Origin of the sequence: Clostridium sp. AM33-3 (assembly GCF_003480315.1) — a bacterium.
Classification (GTDB): Bacteria; Bacillota; Clostridia; order Lachnospirales; family Lachnospiraceae; genus Brotaphodocola.
The window spans coordinates 1-21,372 of sequence record NZ_QUIV01000033.1; the positions used below are offsets into that span (position 1 = coordinate 1).

Consider the following 21,372-nt stretch of genomic DNA (forward strand, 5'->3'; position numbering starts at 1 on the left):
ATTCTGTATGGTCTGACCGAACCTTCGGACTCTATTGATTATTCATTATATTGTTATTTGTGATAGTGATAGCTGTCCAGTAATCCGTTTTTCATATCCCACAGCGGCTTAGACAGATCTACGTGTACCCGGTGCGGATATTCCAGTCGCAGGGATTCTTCCCAAAGTGTTGCAAGCTCGCTCTTGCAGTATTTCTGGATATCCATCACCTTCGGGGATTCATATACACATTTTCCTTTTAAGAATACCGGAATCATCATTTCGCGCATGGTGTAGGTGCCGGGAGCAAGAAGGGTCTTTTTCCAGGTTTCCTTCGGATCGAAGAGCAGGAGCGGCTGATCGGTGTCGTACTCTTCATCGACCAGGCAGATCAGGTCTGCGATGATCTTTCCATTTTCCTTGTCATAGATACGGCGAATAGTCTTGTTGCCCGGGTTGGTGATCTTCTCAGCATTCTCGGACAGCTTGATCTTAGGAATGAATGTTCCGGTTGCCTTATCCTGAATCGCAGCCAGCTTGTACACACCGCCGAAGGACGGGCAGTCTTTGGATGTGATCAGGTTGGTGCCGACACCCCAGGAGTTGATGGCTGCGCCCTGCAGTTTCAGGGAGGAGATCAGGGTCTCATCCAGATCATTGGAAGCGGAGATGACCGCATCCGGGAATCCGGCTGCGTCTAACATTTTCTTGGCTTTCTTTGACAGGTAAGCTAGATCGCCGCTGTCTAAGCGGATTCCGTAGAAGGTGAGCGGAATGCCGGCCTCGCGCATTTCCTTAAATACCTTGATGGCGTTTGGAATGCCGGAATTTAAAGTATCGTAAGTGTCGACCAGAAGAATGCAGGCGCTCGGATACAGCTTTGCGTAAGTACGAAATGCGGTCAGTTCATCCGGGAAGCTCATGATCCAGCTGTGGGCGTGGGTGCCTTTGACCGGAACATCAAACATCTTGCCGCAGAGAACATTGGAGGTGCCGATGCATCCGGCAATCATGGCAGCGCGGGCACCATAGATGCCGGCATCCGGCCCCTGTGCGCGGCGCAGGCCAAATTCCATGACACCATCACCCTGGGCTGCGTAGACCACGCGTGCTGCCTTGGTAGCAATCAGGGACTGGTGGTTGATGATGTTTAAGAGAGCGGTTTCAATAAGCTGAGCCTCCATGATCGGAGCAATGATCTTTACAAGCGGTTCCCTTGGGAATACGACGCTTCCTTCCGGAATGGCATAAATATCGCCGCTAAAATGGAAATGGCGGAGATAGTCGAGGAAATCTTCCTCAAACATACCGGTGGTACGTAAATAGTCAACGTCATCTTCATCAAAGTGCAGGTTCTTTACGTAGTCGATCACCTGGTCTAAGCCAGCACAGATCGAATAGCCGGAGCCTACCGGGTTATTTCTGTAAAATGCGTCGAAAATAACAGTTTCATTTGCATCTTTTTCTTTAAAATAGCCCTGCATCATAGTCAGCTCGTAAAAGTCTGTGAGCAGGGTAAGGTTACGTTCACTCATGCCGGTTCTCCTTCTGGTTCTGGAATTTTCGTTAAATTTGTGTAAAACAATAGTAGTATACCATCGGTTTTCACAAAAAACAATGCATTTGACATGAATTTAACAAAAGGAGTGGTGCAGAAACCTTGACAATTCTCAGTCATATTAATATAATGAAAAAGAATGTAATATCAAAAAGGCTATGACGGAGACAGTAGCGCTGCAAAGAACGTAAGAGCAGAACGTGCAAATAGGCGGAATGCAGGAGCGAGCCGGGGGTGGTGGAAGCCCGGTGCAAGTAAGGCAGCAGTCGAAAATCACTCCTGAGCCGCAGGCCGAACCGATTTTTATAATCGCAGTAAGTCCAGCCGGTATTCCGCCGTTAACCGGAACTCATATGTTTGTATGCAGTAATAGGTGGTCAAAAGTGGCAAGAAGTGTCGTTTCCTGTTTGCAGGGAGCGGCTTTTTTTATTTATAGGAAGTTTTCCTATGAAATGTTACACAGGATTCCCGCTGCATGCGTCAAAGATTGGAGGCAAAGAAAAGCATGTATGAGAAAGTACCTACAAATATGAATTTTGTAGAGCGAGAGAAAAAAATTGAAAAGTTTTGGGATGATGAGCACATCTTCCAGAAAAGTATGGATTCCCGCAAAGAGGGTCCGACCTACACCTTCTACGATGGCCCGCCTACCGCAAACGGCAAGCCTCATATCGGCCACGTACTGACCCGTGTCATCAAAGACATGATCCCGCGTTACCGCACCATGAAAGGCTGCATGGTTCCGCGTAAGGCAGGCTGGGATACCCACGGACTCCCGGTTGAGCTGGAAGTAGAGAAGATGCTTGGCCTGGATGGCAAGGAGCAGATCGAGCAGTATGGCCTTGAGCCGTTCATCGAGCACTGTAAAGAGAGTGTCTGGAAATACAAAGGCATGTGGGAGAAATTCTCCGGCACCGTTGGCTTCTGGGCAGATATGGACAATCCGTATGTTACCTATCACAATGACTTCATTGAGTCTGAGTGGTGGGCATTAAAACAGATCTGGGAGAAGGGACTTCTGTACAAAGGATTCAAGATCGTTCCTTACTGCCCGCGCTGCGGCACCCCGCTTTCCTCCCATGAGGTAGCTCAGGGCTATAAAGATGTCAAAGAGCGTTCCGCGATCGCACGCTTTAAAGTTAAGGGTGAGGATGCTTACATCCTGGCATGGACCACTACTCCGTGGACCCTGCCGTCCAATGTGGCACTCTGCGTAAACCCGAACGAGACCTACGTTAAGGTAAAGAACGGTGATTACACCTATTACCTGGCAGAAGCACTTTGTGATACTGTCCTGGAAGGTGAGTATACTGTACTGGAGAGATACAAAGGCAAAGATCTGGAGTACAAAGAGTACGAGCCGCTGTTTGACTGTGCAACAGCAATCTGTGAGAAGCAGAAAAAGAAAGCATTCTACGTTGTCTGCGATACCTACGTAACGCTGACCGATGGTACCGGTGTGGTACACATTGCCCCGGCATTCGGTGAGGACGACTCCAAGGTCGGAAGAAAGTATGACCTTCCGTTTGTGCAGTTAGTAGACGCAAAGGGTGAAATGACCAAAGAGACTCCATGGGAAGGCGTATTTGTGAAGAAGGCGGATCCGCTGGTATTAAAGGCACTGGATGAGAAGGGCCTGTTATTCTCAGCACCGAATTTTGAGCACAGCTATCCGCATTGCTGGAGATGTGATACCCCGCTCATTTACTACGCAAGAGAGTCCTGGTTTATCAAGATGACTGCTGTGAAGGATGACCTGATCCGCAACAACAATACCATTAACTGGATTCCAGAGAGCATCGGCAAGGGACGCTTCGGTGACTGGCTGGAGAACGTTCAGGACTGGGGCGTAAGCCGTAACCGTTACTGGGGCACCCCGCTTAATATCTGGGAGTGTGAGTGTGGCTGTCAGCATTCCATCGGAAGCCAGGCAGAGTTGAAGTCCATGAGCCCGAACTATGCGGATGTTGTAAAGAAATATGCAAAAGAGATGGATGAAGAGGCTAATGGCGATGTAGAGCTGCATCGTCCGTTCATCGATGATGTCACCATCACCTGCCCGCAGTGCGGCAAGCAGATGCATCGTGTACCGGAGGTAATCGACTGCTGGTTCGATTCCGGTTCCATGCCGTTCGCACAGCATCATTATCCGTTTGAGAATAAGGAACTCTTTGAGAAGCAGTTCCCGGCAGATTTCATCTCCGAGGCAGTAGACCAGACACGTGGATGGTTCTATTCCCTGCTGGCAATCTCTACCCTGATCTTCAACAAAGCTCCGTACAAGAACGTTATCGTTCTGGGCCATGTACAGGATGAGAACGGCCAGAAAATGAGTAAATCCAAGGGCAACGCAGTCGATCCGTTCGACGCTCTGGAAACCTACGGTGCAGACGCTATTCGCTGGTACTTCTACATCAACAGCGCACCGTGGCTGCCAAACCGTTTCCATGGCAAAGCCGTACAGGAAGGCCAGAGAAAGTTCATGGGTACTCTGTGGAACACCTATGCGTTCTTCGTGCTGTACGCCAATATTGATAATTTCGATCCAACCAAGTATACTCTGGAGTACGACAAACTTCCGGTTATGGATAAATGGCTTCTGTCCAAGTTAAACTCCATGGTGAAAGACGTGGATGACAACCTGGCAAACTACCGCATCCCGGAGGCTGCAAGAGCACTTCAGGATTTCGTAGATGACATGAGTAACTGGTATGTAAGAAGAAGCCGTGAGCGTTTCTGGGCAAAGGGCATGGAGCAGGATAAGATCAATGCCTATATGGCACTGTACACTGCACTGGTAACGGTAGCCAAGGCAGCGGCTCCGATGATCCCGTTCATGACTGAGGATATCTACCAGAATCTGGTCAGAAGCATCGACAAGACCGCTCCGGAGAGCATCCATCTGTGTGATTTCCCGGCAGTGGATGAAACAATGATCGACAAGCAGCTGGAGTCCGATATGGATGAGGTCTTAAAGATTGTTGTATTCGGCCGAGCAGCAAGAAATACCGCAAACATCAAGAACCGTCAGCCGATTGGTAAGATGTATGTTAAGGCAGAGAACAAGTTGTCCGATTTTTATGTGGAGATCATTGAGGATGAGTTAAATGTTAAAAGTGTAGAGTTCGTAGATGACGTCAGAAACTTCACATCCTACAGCTTCAAGCCGCAGCTTAAGACGGTCGGACCGAAGTACGGCAAGCAGCTCGGCAACATCCGCAAGGCTCTGTCTGAGATCGACGGCAATGCCGCTATGGACACCCTGAAGGCAGATGGGGCACTGAAGTTTGATTTCGGCGGCGAGCTGGTAGTGCTGACCGAAGATGACCTGTTGATTGAGATGGCTCAGACCGAGGGCTATGTATCAGAGGGTGATAATTACGTAACGGTAGCCCTGGACACTCACCTTACTCCGGAACTTCTTGAGGAAGGATTTGTCCGTGAGCTGGTAAGTAAGATCCAGACCATGCGAAAAGAAGCAGGATTTGAGGTTACCGATCATATTAATGTATATCAGGATAACAATGACAAGATTGCTGATATCTTTAAGAAATATGCAGACACCATGAAAGGTGAAGTACTTGCCGATCACATTTTCCTTGGACAGATGGGTGGATACGCAAAAGAGTGGAATATTAACGGTGAGACCGGAATGTTGGGTGTTGAAAAAGCAACAGTTGACAGCTGCCAGAAATAGCACATGCATAGCATGTGCCCGGGCCCCGCAGAGGGGCCTTTCCGGCAGACTGTAACTGAGGAGAGGAGATCCAGTATGGCAGTTATGGCAAACAAAGGGTTTGACAAAGAAATATTTAAGAAGAGCGTGGTTGATAATGTTAAAAATCTGTATCGCCGCACCATTGATGAGGCTACCCCGAATCAGGTGTTCCAGGCAGTAGCCTATGCGGTTAAAGATGTCATTATTGACGAGTGGATCGCAACCCACAAGGAATACGAAAAGAAGGATGTAAAGACCGTTTACTATCTTTCCATGGAGTTCTTAATGGGGCGCGCGCTGGGCAACAATATCATCAATATCCGTGCAAGACAGGAAGTCCGTGAGGCTCTCGATGAGCTGGGCTTTGACTTAAACGTGATTGAGGACCAGGAGCCGGATGCGGCTCTGGGAAACGGTGGTCTGGGACGTCTTGCAGCATGCTTCCTGGATTCCCTTGCAACTCTCGGATACCCGGCATACGGCTGCGGCATCCGTTACCACTATGGTATGTTCAAACAGAAAATTGAAAACGGTTATCAGGTCGAGGTGCCGGATAACTGGTTAAAGGACGGCAACCCGTTTGAGGTACGTCGTTCCGAGTATGCAACCGAGGTCAGATTCGGAGGTTACGTGCGCACTGTGTGGGAAAATGGCAGAGAGCATTTCGTTCAGGAGGGCTATCAGTCTGTTATGGCTGTTCCGTATGACCTGCCGATCGTAGGCTATGGCAACAATGTTGTCAATACGCTGCGGATCTGGGATGCACAGCCGATCAACACCTTCAACCTGGATTCCTTCGATAAAGGTGATTATCAGAAGGCTGTGGAGCAGGAAAACCTGGCCAAGACCATCTGTGATGTGCTTTATCCAAATGATAATCACTATGCCGGCAAGGAGCTGCGCTTAAAACAGCAGTACTTCTTCATTTCCGCAAGTGTACAGCGTGCTGTAAGCAAATACATGGAGAAGCATGAAGATATCCGCAAGTTCTATGAGAAGAACGTATTCCAGTTAAATGATACCCATCCGACCGTAGCTGTTGCAGAACTCATGAGAATCCTTCTGGATGACTATAACTTAACCTGGGAAGAGGCATGGGATGTCACAACAAAGACCTGCGCTTACACCAACCATACCATCATGGCTGAGGCCCTTGAAAAATGGCCGATCGAGCTGTTCTCCAGACTGCTTCCGCGTATCTACCAGATTGTAGAGGAGATCAACCGCCGCTTCCTCCTTGAAATCCAGAAGAAATACCCGGGAAACCAGGAAAAGATTGCGAAGATGGCTATCATCTATGATGGTCAGGTCAAGATGGCACACATGGCGATCGCGGGTAGTTTCTCTGTGAACGGTGTAGCAAGACTGCATACCGAGATCCTGGAGAAGCAGGAGTTAAAAGACTTTTATGAGATGATGCCGCAGAAGTTCAATAATAAGACCAACGGCATTACCCAGAGACGTTTCCTGCTTCACGCAAACCCGCTTCTGGCAGACTGGATCACGGACAAGATCGGTGACGAGTGGATTACAGACCTTTCCGCTATCAGCAAGTTAAAGTTGTATGTGGATGATGAGAAGTGCCAGCACGAATTCATGAATATCAAATATCAGAATAAGGTGCGTCTGGCAAAATACATCAAGGAGCACAACGGCATTGATGTGGATCCACGTTCCATTTTCGATGTTCAGGTTAAGAGACTGCACGAGTACAAACGTCAGCTTATGAACATTCTGCATGTGATGTATCTGTACAACCAGCTGAAAGACAATCCGAACCTGGATATGGTTCCTAGAACCTTCATCTTCGGTGCTAAGGCAGCAGCAGGATATAAGCGCGCAAAACTGACGATCAAGCTGATTAATTCCGTTGCAGATGTGATCAACAACGATAAGTCTATTAACGGAAAATTGAAGGTTGTTTTCATTGAAGACTACCGTGTATCCAATGCAGAGATCATCTTCGCTGCAGCCGATGTCAGTGAGCAGATCTCTACCGCAAGTAAAGAGGCATCCGGTACCGGAAATATGAAGTTCATGTTAAACGGCGCCCTTACTGTGGGAACCATGGACGGTGCAAACGTGGAGATCGTAGAAGAGGTTGGCGCAGAAAATGCGTTCATCTTCGGTACGTCCTCTGATGATATCATCCGCATAGAGCATGACCACAGCTATGATCCAATGCAGATCTTCAACAATGACCAGGATATCCGCCGTGTGCTGATGCAGCTTATTAACGGCTACTATGCACCATATGATCCGGAACTGTTCCGCGATATCTATAACTCCCTGCTGAACACTTTAAGCAGTGACCGCGCTGACACCTACTTTATCCTGAAGGATTTCCGGATGTATGCAGATGCGCAGAAGCGTGTAGATGAAGCATACCGTGACGAGCAGTGGTGGGCAAAGGCAGCTATGCTCAACACCGCATGCAGCGGTAAGTTCAGCTCTGACCGTACCATCGAGGAGTACGTGAAAGATATCTGGCATCTGGATAAGGTGAAGGTTGAACTGTAATAGCCTGACGGAATAAAACGCATGCAGGCCCAGAAAAAGCCCGTGGTTCATGCGTAGAAAATTTCAGGAATAAAATTAGAAATCCCTCCGTAGATTAAACTGACGGAGGGATTTTTTATGCGCAAAATCGGGATCGTGGCTGCAGTGGTGTTTGTGGCCTCCTGGATGTTTTCACTTCTCTGTATGCATGCGGCGGGACAGGCCGGGTGGAAGATGGAAGAGGAAAATCAGAACGTGATTTCTGAAAGTGTGGTTTACGAAAATAATCAGAAAGGTTCAGAAGAAACAGCGGGATGGAATGGGAATTCTCACAGTGTGGATCAGGGGGATGGAGAGGCATATTCCCGCCGCATCATTCTGGAACGCTACGGTGTCCGCACCTATCTTTCGGTGGAAGATTATCTTCCGGGCGTTATGGTCTGCCAGACCGGTCCGGAAATGGGGATGGAAGCGCTGAAGTGCCAGGCAGTCATTGCCCGCACCTACATATACCGTCAGATGGGCGATCGGGAGGAAATACAGGAAGAGGAGCTGGATCTCGATTATCTGGGAGATGATACTGCTCGGGCAGGGAATACACTGACTGTGCACCAGAAGGAGGAACTGGCAAAACGCCTGGAGCAATGCAGGCAGGCGGCAGAAGCCACGGCAGGAGTGGTTATGAAATATGAGGAACGTTATATTCTGCCATTATTTCATGAGCGGAGCGCCGGACGGACACGGACCGGGGAGGCAGATTATCCGTATCTGCAGTCGGCGGAGAGCAGGTGGGATGTGGAGGATGGTGGAGCAGAAATCAGAACAGCAGATGGAGATGCAACGGGCGTGTCAGAAGTTTCGTTCAGCTTATCGGAATTTGCGCAGCGCATTAAAAATTTAAGTGATGCGCCATCTCTGGATCCGGAGCGCCTTTCTTCCGAAATCCAGATTGTAAAGCGGGACGATGCCGGATATGTGCTGCAGATCAAGATCGGTCCGCGCACCTACACCGGGGATGATGTCCAGTACGCGTTGGATCTGCCATCCACCTGTTTTACCATCGACACCAGAATATCAGGGACAATCGCGGTTACAGTGAAAGGCTGCGGCCACGGTTACGGCCTCAGTCAGAATGGTGCCCAGGCCATGGCAGAGGAAGGATGGAGCTATTCCGACATTTTGAACTATTATTACAAAAATATTTCACTGGTGACTGAATAAGAAAAAGTACTTTGGCAAAACTACTACCGAGGTGATAAACGGTGAAAGAAAAAATGAATCAGATGTTCCGGGATAAATTATTCCTGGTCATGTTGGTGCTGGGCCTGCTGACTATGGTTGCCGCAGCAGGCGTCGTTACGATTCGAAGAGGAAACGGACAGGAACAGAAACCATATGTGGATATGCAGGGGCAGGATGAATATTTTGCAGAGGAAGCAAAAGATCAGGCGCCGGTTGCAGGAAATTCCAATGCGGAGAATTCCGAATCCGAAATTACACAGGAGGAGCAGATTCTGGCTGAAGCAGCGTCTAATCAGGACAATGCAGCCGACGAGCAGGGACACATTGCAGAGGAAGCAGGACCGGAGACCGGAAACGGGCAGAATACCGGACTTGCAGCAAATGGTACAAAGGATGACGGGGCAGATCCGGCCGTGAGAGAGGCCGGTGCAGGCGGAAGCGCCGCCACCGCGCTGGTATTAAACTTTGCTGATACCAGCAAGATGCTGTGGCCGGCAAGAGGCAATGTCCTGTTGGATTACAGTATGGATTCCACCATCTATTTCCCGACCCTGGAACAGTATAAATGCAATCCAGGCCTGGTTATCCAGAGCGAGGTCAGCACTCCGGTGTATGCTCCAGCTGCCGCAAGGGTGCTGGAAGCAGGAAATAATGAGGAGATTGGTGATTATCTGGTCCTGGACCTTGGCAATGATTACACAGTCACCTGCGGCCAGTTAAAAGAAATCACCGCCGTGCAGGGAGAATATCTGGAAGCCGGACAGCTTCTGGGCTATGTGGCAGAACCAACCAAATATTATACTATCGAGGGAAGTAACCTCTTCCTGGAAATGCGCCACGGGGATAAAACGGTAGATCCGTTAGATTACCTGGAGTAAGAATGTATGTAACGGTTCAGCAGGGCCGCGCATTTACGAAAGTTTTTATAATTTGTTCATAGAATGGTCGAAATTGTATGATATGCTTCTGGCATAAGATGAAAGGCAGCTGCGCCTGCTCCATTCGCCGGGCCGCAGTGCTGCGAAAAATACAATTTGAGGTGAACTATGAATATCCTGTTTTTTCTGACTCCAAAGAGCGAGGTAGCTCACATTTACGAAGATGATACGGTGCGCCAGGCACTGGACAAGATGGAAGGCTTCCGTTATTCCACCATCCCGCTGCTCTCAAAAGACGGCACCTACGTCGGAACCATTACGGAAGGAGACCTGCTCTGGGGAATCCGGAAAGAATACCAGATGAACTTCAAAGAAGCAGAAAACGCGCCCATCGCGTCAATTCCGCGGCGTGTGGACTACAAACCGGTTTCCGTAGAATGTAAAATGGAAGACCTGATCGACCGGGCTCTGAACCAGAACTTTGTTCCGGTGGTAGATGACCGGGGGTTCTTCATCGGGATGGTTACAAGAAAAGATATTATTAAATACTGTTATAGTAAGCTGGAAAAGGAAAACTAAAAGGAAGAGAGACCGGGCAGAACAGAAATGACTGCCCGGTCTTTTGGGTTGATTATTTGTAAAATTTACGATATGCTTTACATAGAGGAGGCGTTTCTATGCCATTATTGAAAGATCATTATACATCAGAAGATTACTGGAATCTGCCTGAAAATGAGCGGGCAGAATTGATTGATGGCAAATTATATAGCATGGCTCCGCCCAGCTTGACGCATCAGGCTTTATCCATTGAAATTGCGTCAACATTTCGGAATTACATTAAGTCCAAAGGTGGTTCCTGCCGCACGCTGACAGCACCATTCGCAGTAAATCTCGATGCAGACGATAAAAACTGGATGGAACCAGATGTTATGATTGTCTGCGATAAAAAGAAACTCACAGAACGCAGCTGCATTGGAGCCCCGGATCTGGTGGTTGAGATTGTTTCACCGGCAAGCCGTAAAACGGATTACATTAAGAAAAACGCGCTTTATCTGGAAGCAGGAGTAAAAGAGTACTGGATTGTGGATCCAATGCGGAAAAGTACCCTGGTGTACCGCTACGAAGGAGATGCAGCTCCTGTTTTTTATCCATTTGATCAGTCAATCCCAGTTGGAATTTATCCAGATCTGGATATTACGGTAGATGCGTTATTAAATAATTGAAGGCAGAATAATAGGGGGCATGAAGCCCCCTATATTAAATTCAGCTGCATCCACAGCCTTCATCCGGCCGTCCAGGACCACCAGGTCCGCCTGGCCTGCGGTCATCGTCCCGTCCTTCCCGGAATCCATCACGGAAACCGGCATCATAACCGTCACGGAAACCATTTCGGAATGCTTCTCTTGTATTCCGGTTCCATCCACAAGAGCCGCCACAGCCCCAGTTATTCCAGCTCCAGCCTCCGCAATGATTACCGCATCCGCCCCAGCCGTTACCTCCGCGTCTACAGCCATTTCCATCGCAGCCATTGCTGCAACTTCCATTGTTTCCACAACCGCCACAATTATTCCAGCTACACATGTCGAAATCTCCTTTTTTGCTGTTTGTACTGTATTTTATGAGCAAATGCAGACAAGGGTGACAACCCTGCTTTCTATCATATGGTGGATTCCAATGCACCGCTATTTCTGCTTTCACATAAGATGGTACTAGAAACTCTGGAAAGGATTTATGATCATGGATTATTCCAATAACCGATGCGGCTGCATGCAGAGACCTCATCTGCAGGAACCGCTGCATACTAATACAGGGAACTCCTGTGGGCCTGTGAATCAGCGTATGACAGGCAATTCAGACAGATGCGCAGACAATCGTTCGACAGGTAGTTTCTGCGGATGTGTGGACCAGCGTCCCATGCAGCCGGATATGCCCATCGCGATGGCTTATGTCCCCATGCAGCGCTGGAATCAGGTGTACGATATGAGCCGCGGACTAACCCGGGGAACCATTTTCCCGGAACTGGATCTGCCGTTCGTGATGGGGAGGTGCCGATGATGTGTGGATGCGATGACAAACTCCTGCAGGCTGTATATGAAACTGGCTTCGCCCTGGATGAGGCAACCCTGTATCTGGATACTCATCCAGACTGCCCAATGGCTATGCAGTATTTTCAGAATGCCCGGCGCATGAACCGTCAGGCTATGAAATCCTATGAAGAGGTCAATGGCCCACTCCAGGTCGCTGATGCCGATTTTAATAACTGGAACTGGATCAATGGCCCATGGCCCTGGGAAGGAGGAATACGCTGATGTGGAGATATGAAAAAAGACTGCAGTATCCGGTAAAGATTTCACAGCCGAATCCGAAAATGGCGCAGTTTATTATGAGTCAGTATGGTGGGCCCGACGGTGAGATGGGAGCGTCTATGCGCTATTTATCCCAAAGATATGCCATGCCATATGATGTAGCGAAAGCTTCCCTGACTGATATCGGAACCGAGGAACTGGCACATTTGGAAATTGTGGCAGCTATCGTTCACCAGCTTACCCGCAATCTGACACCACAGGAAATTGAAGATTCTGGTTTTGGTCCATATTATATCGACCACACTACCGGAATCTGGCCTCAGGCAGCAGGCGGCATTCCGTTTAATGCTTGTGAATTCCAGTCAAAGGGTGATCCAATTACAGATTTATTCGAGGACCTCGCTGCAGAACAGAAAGCACGGAGCACTTACGACAACATTCTCCGTGTAGTAAAAGATCCGGAAGTATGTGACCCAATCCGCTATCTGCGGGCAAGGGAAGTGGTGCATTTTCAGCGCTTTGGTGAGACTTTGCGTCATGTGCAGGATCAGCTTAACAGCAAAAATTTCTATGCTTTTAACCCGGCTTTTGACCGGCGGCAAAGCACTAATAATGGCAAGACACAGGAGTGCGGGAAATAAACAGTTGACAGATACCTGATTTCACCCTATACTGATAGCATAACAGAGATTTGGGCGTGTTACTGGTAAAGCAGGCATTAACCGAAAGGGCATCGAAGAGATGTCCTTTTGGTTGATGCCTTTTTCATTTTCCAAATAAAACTGCACTTCCCAGAAGCGACTGAAACGGACTGTTTTGGGTATGCTGATAGGAGCAGGTTTCTTTTCTGCACAGGTGAAATATATAAAATGGAAAGAAGTTTGTGCGTTTACAGAAAAGAATTTTCGGGAGATGTGAAAACTGTCAGAAAGACACACCTGAATATTCAGAAAAAAAGGAGAAAGAACATGAAAGACAAGATTTTTGGGGTGCTTCAGCGAGTAGGGCGCAGCTTCATGCTTCCGATTGCGGTGCTTCCGGTTGCTGGCCTCCTGCTGGGGATTGGAAGTTCCTTTACCAATGAGACTACCATTGCAACCTATGGCTTACAGGGAATTCTTGGTAATGGAACCGTCCTGCATGCACTGCTTATGATCATGAGCAAGGCAGGAAACGTCATTTTTGATAATCTTCCGATTATCTTTGCAGTGGGTGTTGCCATTGGCATGGCGAAGGCGGAAAAAGAGGTTGCGGCACTTTCGGCTATGATTTCTTTTTTTGTGATGCATGCATCAATCAACGCAGTGCTTTTATTAGCAGGAAAAGTCTTAGCGGACGGAACAATTGCGCCGGATGTGCTTGAGGGAACCATTGCCAGCGTCTGCGGTATTCAGACCCTGCAGATGGGTGTATTTGGCGGTATTCTTGTGGGACTTGGTGTGGCAGCACTCCACAACCGGTTTTATAAGATTGAATTGCCAAACGCGCTGTCATTTTTTGGCGGCTCCCGTTTTGTACCGATTATTTCTACCGTTACTTACGTTGGTATCGGTATTCTGATGTACTTTATCTGGCCGGCTGTCCAGAATGGCATTTTCGCGCTGGGCGGTCTGGTTACAGGAACCGGTTATTTCGGAACCCTGATTTTTGGTATCATTAAGCGTGCGCTGATCCCGTTCGGCCTGCATCATGTGTTTTATATGCCTTTCTGGCAGACTGCGGTAGGCGGCACCATGATGGTGGATGGAAATCTGATTCAGGGCGGCCAGAACATTTTCTTTGCGCAGCTGGCTTCGTCAGATGTGACGCATTTCAGCGCGGATGCTACCCGGTATTTTTCCGGTGAGTTTATTTTTATGATTTTTGGACTTCCGGGTGCGGCGCTGGCCATGTACCGGTGCGCGAAACCGGAAAAGAAAAAGGAAGCAGGAGGTCTGCTTTTAAGTGCGGCGCTGGCCTGCATGTTTACTGGAATTACAGAGCCAATTGAGTTCTCTTTCCTGTTTGTAGCACCAATGCTGTTTGCAGTTCAGGTGATTCTGGCCGGAAGCGCCTATATGGTTGCGCATATTTTGAACATTGCAGTGGGCCTTACATTTTCTGGTGGTCTTCTGGATCTGGTGATTTTCGGTGTGCTTCAGGGCAATGCGAAAACCAGCTGGCTTCGCATCATTCCTGCTGGAATTGTGTATTTCCTTCTGTATTACTTTTTGTTTAGTTTTCTGATTAAAAAATTTGATTTGAAAACACCGGGACGTGAGGACGATGACGAGGAGACGAAGCTCTACACGAAGGCTGATGTGAATGCCCGCAGGACTGAAGCGAAAGAGGGAGAAAGCGGCAGCCAGGCAGAAAACAGTAAAGACAGCCGGAGTGCAGCCATTGTAATGGGTATGGGAGGAAGAAACAATATCACTTCCGTGGACTGCTGCGCGACACGACTCCGCTGCTCTATCGCAGACTCGTCGCTGGTTGATGAAAAGCTGTTGAAGTCGACCGGCGCGGTAGGCGTGATCGTAAAAGGGCAGGGAATCCAGATTATTTACGGACCGCAGGTGACTGTGATCAAATCCGAGCTGGAAGCTTATCTGGCAGAGGAGCATGAGGAGGATACCGCAGAAGCTACAGATGGTGCAGAGAATATGGGCACCAAAGTGACTGCGGAAACCGAAGCAGCTGTGAATCTGGCAGAGAGCAAGAACATCGCAGAAAACATCCACAAACTTTACTCTCCGTTCCAGGGCGTATTAAAGCCAATCACGGAGGCACCGGACGAGGCATTTGCCAGCAAAGCCATGGGAGACGGCTACCTGGTTATGCCGGAGAATGGAACTGTTGTGGCACCGGAAGATGGCGAGGTTATGTTTGTATTTCCGAGTAAACATGCGATTGGCCTGAAGGCGGCGGATGGGACGGAATATCTGCTCCATATCGGTGTAGATACTGTGAAACTGAATGGGGAAGGCTTCACGGTATTTGTAAGTGATGGACAGAAAATCAAAAAGGGAGATAAGCTCATGGAATTTGACCCGGCCTATATCCGGGAACACGCAGTGAGCGATGCCTGTATCGTTATTTTTACTGGACTGACAGAGGGAGAAAGCTTAAGCTTAGAAGGAGAAAAGCAAGTGAAACGGCTAGAGCTGATTGGTCAGATAAAAAAGTAAGATAAAAACTTAGGGAGTATTTATCATACGAAACAAAAAGTACTTTCTGCATCCTAAGGTTGTCGTGTATAATAACAGGACAGGCATAAGATGCAGGAGGTATTTTTTATGTATCGGGTAATCAAAGTATTGAACAATAACGGGATTCTGGTGCTGGATGATGCCAGCGGTCAGGAGCTGATTCTTCTGGGAAACGGAGCAGGATTCGGACACCGCGCGGGAGAGCGAATGACAGAACTTCCGAAAGGCCGCCGTTATGAGCTTGTGAGCGAAAAAACGCCGGCGCTGATCCGCGTAAACGGCATTGATCCGCTTTATATCGAAGCAGCCGGAAAAATCATAGAGATGGCAGAAGCGGCGATGGGACCACTGCAGCATGATATTCTGATCCCAATGGCAGATCACATTGCTATGGCAGCAGCACGGGCCAGAGAGAAAAAAGAAATTCCCAATCCATTTCAGCATGATATTGCAGCCTTATTTGGAGATGAGTATGAAGCGGCCAGAAAAGGATGCGAAATCTTAAAAAAGATGACGGGAACCGCCCTTGGAGAGGATGAAGCCGGCTTCATCGCCCTGCATATCCACGCCGGACTGGCGCAGGAAAATGTGGCGGATTCCCTGGAAACAGCCCGTCTGGTAGGTGTCTGCATGACCATGATCGAGGAAGGATCCAGAAAGAAGCTTCCTTATGGCTCTCTCGGTTACAACCGGCTGATGAGTCATGTCCGCTATATGCTGGCCCGGGCCAGAAAGGGAGAACGCACGGATCTTGATCTGGAAGCATACGCAAAAGAGCAGTTTCCATTCGAATACGCGCTGGCTGAGCAGATTTTGAAAAAACTGGAACAGGAGCTGAGGGTGGTTCTTGCGAAAGAAGAAATCGGGTTTCTTGCGATTCATATCAGGCGGGTAATTGGGGGAGAATCTGAAACATAAACACAAAAACGTAAAAAGTTGGGTAAAAAAGTTGCGGAAAACACTTTTCAAGTCAGTATATTTTTGCTATACTATTATAGTTCGATCGGGGTATGGCGTAGCTTGGTAGCGCGCTCGGCTGGGGGCCGAGAGGTCGCAGGTTCAAATCCTGTTGCCCCGATTAACTGATAGAATTCAAGCACGGAAAACCACGCAGGAACGGTGGTCCGTGCTTTTTTTATACTTTACAGTCCACCTGTACTTTGTTATCATGGGTATTAGAATTACCGGCAGCTGGCGGATTGCGCCAGGCCGTGATTACAGAAGAAAAACGGAGAGTTGTTTATGAAGGGAATCGTCAGTTTTGACATGGACATGACACTGCTGAACCATGTAGATTATAAGATCCCGGACAGCGCCATCAAAGCGCTGGATCTGCTTCGCAAAAATTACTATATCGTGATCGCCACCGGCCGTGACATGGATGCCAAGTTCAGCGAGGGCCTTGCAGACCAGGTGAAGCCGGATGCCATCATTCATTTAAATGGCAACAAGATCACCATCGGCTCGGAACTGATCTATGAACATTGTATGAAGCGGGAACTGGTAGAAGAACTGCTGCATTTCGCGGAAGGAAAGGATTACGCCATCGGGATGACCGTGGGAGATATCGATTATTTCGTCAATCCGTGGTGCGTGACCCGCCACGACATGGTACGCTGGCAGATGTCGGACCGGAAATTTCGCGACCCGTGGAAGCTTCTGGACATGCCGATCCGCACGCTGGCCTACATAGGCCGGGAACCGGGGACAAAAGAGGTGGAGGCGGCATTTCCCATGCTGAAGCTTCCAATGTTCTCCAGCCGGGAAGGGGCCGATATTATTGAAAAGGACGCCTCCAAGGCAGAGGGACTTAAACGCCTCTGCAAAGCCTGGAATATCCCGCTGAAGAACACGATCGCCTTTGGCGACAGTATGAATGATTATGAGATTGTGACTACCGCAGGCATCGGCGTGGCTATGGGCAATGGGCATCCGCAGTTGAAGGAGGCAGCGGATTACGTTACTGCGCCCATTGGCGAGGACGGTGTCTATAAGGCTTGCGAAGCGCTGCATCTGTTTTAGGCAGGTGCGCTTGCAATTGCTGCGCAGGCACAATGACAGAAAGAAAATCGTGACAGAACGAAAGGAATACAAATTTATGGCAACATATTACGATCTGGTGATTATCGGGGCAGGACCGGGTGGCTACACGGCGGCCATCAAAGGCGCGTCCTTCGGCATGAAGGTGGCCGTGGTGGATGAGAACAAGCTAGGCGGCGTCTGTATCAACCGGGGCTGCATTCCCACCAAGGCGCTGCTTCATGCGTCCAACATTTTTTCCATGATGCAGCACGGGGATGAATTCGGTGTCTCTACTGATTTTATCTCCTTCGATTTCGCGAAAATGCAGGATTACAAGAAGCGTTCTGTGCGCCGTTACCGCGGCGAGATCCAGAAGCTGTTTGATAAAAATAACATTACTTTTATCAAAGGAAAGGCGACTATCCGCCGGGAAAAGACCATCGAAGTGGTGGGAGAGAATGGCAAGGAATATCTCCGGGCAAAGAACATCATCATCGCCACCGGCGCAAAGCCGATTATGCCGAAGATTCCGGGCATTAACCTGCCGGGCGTCATCAACAGTGACCGTCTGCTGGCGGTTCCAACCTGGAACTATGACCGCATCGTCATCATGGGCGGCGGTGTCATTGGCGTGGAGTTTGCCACCATTTTCCAGGCGCTCTGCTCCAAGGTAACCATCGTAGAAAAGGGTCCGCATCTTCTGGGACCGATGGATGAGGAAGTTTCTGAGGCGTTAAAGGAACAGCTCACGGAAAAGGGCATTACTGTATACTGCAATGCCATGGTGGAGGAGATCCAGCGGGAGGAAGGCCTGGTATGCACCGTGCGCCATCTGCTGACCGATGAGACTACCCAGATCAAGACCAATCAGGTCGTGGTAGCCGTGGGACGAACACCTTACACGGAAGGTCTTCTTGGAGAGGATATGAGCCTGCAGATGGAGCATGGAAGACCGGTGGTAAACGCAGACTTTGAAACTAGCGAGCCGGGTATCTATGCCATCGGCGATGTCTCTGCAAAAACACAACTGGCCCATGTGGCTATGGCCCAGGCTACCTATGTCATTGAAAACCTGGCCGGAAAACCCCATACCATTCGTCTGGAGGCTGTGCCGAACGGCATGTTTGTCTCTCTGCCGATCGTGCCGAGCTGCATCTATACTGAGCCGGAGATTGCTACGGTCGGCATCACGGAGGCGAAGGCCGGAGAACTTGGCATGAAGGTACGCTGTGGCGTTTACGATATGGGAGAAAACGGAAAATCTATCATTGCCAGAGAGGAGCATGGCTTTATCCGCCTGATCTTTGAGGCATATTCCAATACCATTGTGGGAGCGCAGATGATGTGTCCACGAGCTACGGATATGATCGGAGAAATGGCCACGGCCATTGCAAACGGACTGACTGCAGAGCAGCTTTCCCTGGCGATGCGTGCTCATCCAACCTACAGTGAAGGCATTGCAGCAGCTATTGCAGATGCCATGCGTCAGAATGAAAAGTGAGGATAATTACATGAACGAAATTACAGAGAGAATTGCGCGTCTCCGCAGACTGATGGAGACTTATCATATGGATGCCTATCTGGTGCCGACAGCAGATTTCCATGAGTCGGAGTACGTGGGGGAGCATTTTGCATGCAGAAAGTACATCACCGGCTTTACCGGTTCTGCGGGTATTGCCCTGATCATGAAGGACTGGGCCGGTTTGTGGACCGATGGCCGTTATTTTGTGCAGGCGGCAGCAGAATTGAAAGATAGTGGCGTAGAACTTATGAAAATGGGCCAGCCCGGAGTTTTGACCGTGGAGCAGTATCTGGCAGACCACATGCCGGAGCATGGTGTGCTTGGCTTTGATGGCCGTGTTATCAACAGCAAGACAGGGGAAAGCCTGCGGCATCGTCTTTCCAGAAAACAGGCATCCATCTGCTCCGACCATGATCTGATCGGTGAGATCTGGGAAAACCGCCCGGAGCTTTCCGCAGAGCCGGTATGGATCCTGGAAGAGAAATATGCCGGACAGGCCGCATCCGAGAAGATTAAAAACCTGCGCGAAGCCATGAAGAAGGCTTACGCGGATGTGCATATCATCACCACGCTAGATGACATTGTCTGGCTGTTCAATATCCGCGGGAACGACATTCCGTGCAATCCGGTGGTGCTGTCCTACCTGATGGTAACCGGGGAGAACCTGTATTTCTATGTGAATCCGCAGGTGATTTCGGATGAGGTGCGTGCTTACCTGGAGTCTCTGGGCGTGTCCATCCGTCCGTACAATGACATTTACGCGGATGTGAAGGAGCTAAAAGACCATACCGTGCTTCTGGAGAAGAGCCGCGTGAACTTTGCCATTTATGAGAGCGTGCAGGCGCAGAATCAGATCATCGATCAGATGAATCCGACTGTATATGCCAAGACTCAGAAAAATGCGACCGAGATTGAAAATATGAAGAAGGCTCATATTATCGATGGTGTGGTCATGACAAAATATATCTACTGGTTGAAAAAGAATATCGGCAAGATCCCGATGGATGAGTGCAGCGTGGCTGACCGTCTTGACCAGATGCGCCGGGAGCATGGAGCACTGGATATCAGCTTCAACACAATCTCCGCATATGGGAAAAATGCGGCACTGTGCCATTACCATGCCGTGCCGGAGCACTGTGCAAGCCTGCAGGCAAGAGGTCTGTATCTGGTGGATTCCGGCGGACAGTATTACGAGGGAACCACCGATATCACCCGCACCATCGCCCTGGGGCCGGTCACGGATGAAGAAAAAGAGCATTACACCCTGGTTCTGATGAGCATGCTGCGCCTGGGCCATGTGAAATTCCTGGAAGGCTGCAGCGGCCTGAGCCTGGACTATGTAGCGCGGGCACCGTTCTGGAAGCGCGGACTGGATTTCAACCACGGAACCGGCCATGGCGTGGGTTATCTGTTAAATGTGCATGAGCGTCCCATCGGCATCCGTTACCGGGTAGTGCCGGAGCGCCAGGACAGCGCGCCGTTTATGCCGGGCATGGTATGCTCCGATGAGCCGGGACTTTACATTGAGGGAAGCCACGGCATCCGCACAGAGAACCTGATCTACTGCAAGAAGGACGAAAAGACTGATTACGGCCAGTTCTTAAGCTTCGAGTATCTGACCTACGTGCCGATCGATCTGGAGCCGGTGGATGTATCTCTGATGGAAGAGCAGGATCTGGCATGGCTCAACGAGTACCACGCACAGGTATACGAAAAGATCGCGCCGTATCTCGACACAGAAGAAGCGGCCTGGCTGAAAGAAGTCACCAGACCGCTGAGTAAATAAGAAATGAGTCACTGGTTCCATGGCAGAAACTGTGCGCAGTCAGTCCGGACATCGGATTTGGCCATTTGTCTGCAGTTCTGACATGGAATCAGATCAGTCTTCCCATGGAAGATTGACGATGGTATATTCATGATGGACTGCCGGGAGAAACTTCTCCAGAATGTCCTTCGTGTAAAGCTTTAAGCTGGAGGTGTTGATGCATGGATGACAGCCCACAAAGGTGTGGTGGTCGATCACATCCTGGTCGATGAGCAGCCGCACGCGGTTGTTTTTGTCATTCATCAGCCCCAGCACGCTGACAGAACCAGGCGTGATATCCAGAAATTCCTCCATGAATTCCGGGCTTGCAAAGGAAAGGCGGGCGCTTCCGATCTGTTTGGAAAGCTTCGCCGTCTTAAACTTCTTGTGGCCCGGCATCATGAGCATGTAAAAATCGGTTTTCTGGGCATTGCAGAGAAACAGGTTCTTGCAGATCTCAATGTCCAGCCGGACATCCACGTCATGGCAGGCGTCAATGGTGGCGGTGGCATCGTGATCCAGCCGCCAGTAGGGAATCTGGAACTCATCTAACAGGTCATAGGTGCGGATCTCCTTCTTCAGCCGCCCGGAGCAGTCCGCCGGACGCCCGGTGTAGAGAACCGGATCCATATAAAAAGAATCCTCGCCGGTGTGTA

The 21,372-nt window shown here is 49.4% G+C and carries 17 protein-coding genes and 1 tRNA gene; 15 read left to right on the forward strand and 3 right to left on the reverse strand.

What is annotated here, in order from left to right:
- Positions 1 to 53: 53 nt before the first annotated feature.
- A complete protein-coding gene (locus tag DW819_RS14255; RefSeq protein WP_118733807.1) occupies positions 54 to 1,514 on the reverse strand; it encodes a nicotinate phosphoribosyltransferase in 1,461 nt (486 codons plus the stop codon).
- A 528-nt stretch (positions 1,515 to 2,042) separates the two neighbouring features.
- On the opposite strand from DW819_RS14255, the gene ileS reads away from it, so the two are divergent.
- The 6 genes from ileS (at position 2,043) to DW819_RS14285 (ending at position 11,097) form a co-directional block, all read left to right on the forward strand.
- Positions 2,043 to 5,234, forward strand: a complete 3,192-nt coding sequence (ileS, locus tag DW819_RS14260) for an isoleucine--tRNA ligase (protein ID WP_118733808.1) — start codon at positions 2,043 to 2,045, stop codon at positions 5,232 to 5,234.
- An 84-nt stretch (positions 5,235 to 5,318) separates the two neighbouring features.
- Positions 5,319 to 7,775: a glycogen/starch/alpha-glucan phosphorylase gene (locus DW819_RS14265; protein ID WP_118733823.1), complete on the forward strand. Its 2,457-nt coding sequence runs from the start codon at positions 5,319 to 5,321 to the stop codon at positions 7,773 to 7,775.
- A 117-nt stretch (positions 7,776 to 7,892) separates the two neighbouring features.
- On the forward strand, positions 7,893 to 8,975 hold the full coding sequence (locus DW819_RS14270; protein ID WP_118733809.1) for a SpoIID/LytB domain-containing protein: 1,083 nt from the start codon (positions 7,893 to 7,895) through the stop codon (positions 8,973 to 8,975).
- A 41-nt stretch (positions 8,976 to 9,016) separates the two neighbouring features.
- Positions 9,017 to 9,874, forward strand: coding sequence for a M23 family metallopeptidase (locus tag DW819_RS14275; protein ID WP_118733810.1), 858 nt, complete (start codon positions 9,017 to 9,019; stop codon positions 9,872 to 9,874).
- Positions 9,875 to 10,042: 168 nt separating this feature from the next.
- A complete protein-coding gene (locus DW819_RS14280) occupies positions 10,043 to 10,453 on the forward strand; it encodes a CBS domain-containing protein (RefSeq protein WP_118733811.1) in 411 nt (136 codons plus the stop codon).
- Positions 10,454 to 10,551: 98 nt separating this feature from the next.
- Entirely contained in the window at positions 10,552 to 11,097 is a 546-nt protein-coding gene (locus DW819_RS14285; protein ID WP_118733812.1) for a Uma2 family endonuclease, read from the forward strand.
- Here DW819_RS14285 and DW819_RS14290 read toward each other — a convergent pair.
- On the reverse strand, positions 11,086 to 11,403 hold the full coding sequence (locus tag DW819_RS14290) for a hypothetical protein (RefSeq protein ID WP_207665313.1): 318 nt from the start codon (positions 11,401 to 11,403) through the stop codon (positions 11,086 to 11,088). The genes DW819_RS14285 and DW819_RS14290 overlap by 12 nt on opposite strands.
- Before the next feature lie 202 nt (positions 11,404 to 11,605).
- Here DW819_RS14290 and DW819_RS14295 point away from each other — a divergent pair, with 202 nt between their 5' ends.
- The 9 genes from DW819_RS14295 (at position 11,606) to DW819_RS14335 (ending at position 20,698) form a co-directional block, all read left to right on the forward strand.
- Positions 11,606 to 11,929 (forward strand): spore coat associated protein CotJA, encoded by a 324-nt coding sequence (locus DW819_RS14295; protein ID WP_118733814.1) that lies wholly within the window; start codon positions 11,606 to 11,608, stop codon positions 11,927 to 11,929.
- Complete coding sequence (locus DW819_RS14300; RefSeq protein ID WP_118733815.1) at positions 11,926 to 12,183, forward strand: spore coat protein CotJB; 258 nt, start codon at positions 11,926 to 11,928, stop codon at positions 12,181 to 12,183. The genes DW819_RS14295 and DW819_RS14300 overlap by 4 nt, the downstream gene beginning before the upstream one ends.
- Positions 12,183 to 12,821 (forward strand): manganese catalase family protein, encoded by a 639-nt coding sequence (locus DW819_RS14305; RefSeq protein WP_118733816.1) that lies wholly within the window; start codon positions 12,183 to 12,185, stop codon positions 12,819 to 12,821. The genes DW819_RS14300 and DW819_RS14305 overlap by 1 nt, the downstream gene beginning before the upstream one ends.
- 327 nt (positions 12,822 to 13,148) lie before the next feature.
- Entirely contained in the window at positions 13,149 to 15,347 is a 2,199-nt protein-coding gene (locus DW819_RS14310; RefSeq protein ID WP_118733824.1) for a PTS transporter subunit IIABC, read from the forward strand.
- A gap of 108 nt (positions 15,348 to 15,455) precedes the next feature.
- On the forward strand, positions 15,456 to 16,286 hold the full coding sequence (locus DW819_RS14315) for a PRD domain-containing protein (RefSeq protein ID WP_118733817.1): 831 nt from the start codon (positions 15,456 to 15,458) through the stop codon (positions 16,284 to 16,286).
- A gap of 86 nt (positions 16,287 to 16,372) precedes the next feature.
- A tRNA-Pro gene (locus DW819_RS14320) sits at positions 16,373 to 16,446 on the forward strand.
- Positions 16,447 to 16,610: 164 nt separating this feature from the next.
- Positions 16,611 to 17,390, forward strand: a complete 780-nt coding sequence (locus DW819_RS14325; RefSeq protein ID WP_182432668.1) for a Cof-type HAD-IIB family hydrolase — start codon at positions 16,611 to 16,613, stop codon at positions 17,388 to 17,390.
- A 76-nt stretch (positions 17,391 to 17,466) separates the two neighbouring features.
- The gene (lpdA, locus tag DW819_RS14330) at positions 17,467 to 18,891 is read left to right on the forward strand and encodes a dihydrolipoyl dehydrogenase (protein WP_118733818.1); all 1,425 of its coding nucleotides are present in this window, start codon (positions 17,467 to 17,469) and stop codon (positions 18,889 to 18,891) included.
- A 10-nt stretch (positions 18,892 to 18,901) separates the two neighbouring features.
- Complete coding sequence (locus DW819_RS14335; protein ID WP_118733819.1) at positions 18,902 to 20,698, forward strand: aminopeptidase P family protein; 1,797 nt, start codon at positions 18,902 to 18,904, stop codon at positions 20,696 to 20,698.
- A gap of 93 nt (positions 20,699 to 20,791) precedes the next feature.
- On the opposite strand, the gene DW819_RS14340 is transcribed toward DW819_RS14335, so the two are convergent.
- Complete coding sequence (locus DW819_RS14340; RefSeq protein WP_347560211.1) at positions 20,792 to 21,346, reverse strand: prolyl-tRNA synthetase associated domain-containing protein; 555 nt, start codon at positions 21,344 to 21,346, stop codon at positions 20,792 to 20,794.
- Positions 21,347 to 21,372: the final 26 nt, after the last annotated feature.

Excerpts from the sequence above, each read along its gene's own strand:
- DW819_RS14255 (WP_118733807.1), bottom strand. The coding sequence starts at position 1,514 with ATGAGTGAACGTAACCTTACCCTGCTCACAGACTTTTACGAGCTGACT.
- ileS (WP_118733808.1), top strand. The coding sequence starts at position 2,043 with ATGTATGAGAAAGTACCTACAAATATGAATTTTGTAGAGCGAGAGAAA.
- DW819_RS14265 (WP_118733823.1), top strand. The coding sequence starts at position 5,319 with ATGGCAAACAAAGGGTTTGACAAAGAAATATTTAAGAAGAGCGTGGTT.
- DW819_RS14270 (WP_118733809.1), top strand. The coding sequence starts at position 7,893 with ATGCGCAAAATCGGGATCGTGGCTGCAGTGGTGTTTGTGGCCTCCTGG.
- DW819_RS14280 (WP_118733811.1), top strand. The coding sequence starts at position 10,043 with ATGAATATCCTGTTTTTTCTGACTCCAAAGAGCGAGGTAGCTCACATT.
- DW819_RS14285 (WP_118733812.1), top strand. The coding sequence starts at position 10,552 with ATGCCATTATTGAAAGATCATTATACATCAGAAGATTACTGGAATCTG.
- DW819_RS14290 (WP_207665313.1), bottom strand. The coding sequence starts at position 11,403 with ATGGCTGCGATGGAAATGGCTGTAGACGCGGAGGTAACGGCTGGGGCG.
- DW819_RS14295 (WP_118733814.1), top strand. The coding sequence starts at position 11,606 with ATGATCATGGATTATTCCAATAACCGATGCGGCTGCATGCAGAGACCT.
- DW819_RS14300 (WP_118733815.1), top strand. The coding sequence starts at position 11,926 with ATGATGTGTGGATGCGATGACAAACTCCTGCAGGCTGTATATGAAACT.
- DW819_RS14305 (WP_118733816.1), top strand. The coding sequence starts at position 12,183 with ATGTGGAGATATGAAAAAAGACTGCAGTATCCGGTAAAGATTTCACAG.
- DW819_RS14310 (WP_118733824.1), top strand. The coding sequence starts at position 13,149 with ATGAAAGACAAGATTTTTGGGGTGCTTCAGCGAGTAGGGCGCAGCTTC.
- DW819_RS14315 (WP_118733817.1), top strand. The coding sequence starts at position 15,456 with ATGTATCGGGTAATCAAAGTATTGAACAATAACGGGATTCTGGTGCTG.
- DW819_RS14325 (WP_182432668.1), top strand. The coding sequence starts at position 16,611 with ATGAAGGGAATCGTCAGTTTTGACATGGACATGACACTGCTGAACCAT.
- lpdA (WP_118733818.1), top strand. The coding sequence starts at position 17,467 with ATGGCAACATATTACGATCTGGTGATTATCGGGGCAGGACCGGGTGGC.
- DW819_RS14335 (WP_118733819.1), top strand. The coding sequence starts at position 18,902 with ATGAACGAAATTACAGAGAGAATTGCGCGTCTCCGCAGACTGATGGAG.
- DW819_RS14340 (WP_347560211.1), bottom strand. The coding sequence starts at position 21,346 with ATGGATCCGGTTCTCTACACCGGGCGTCCGGCGGACTGCTCCGGGCGG.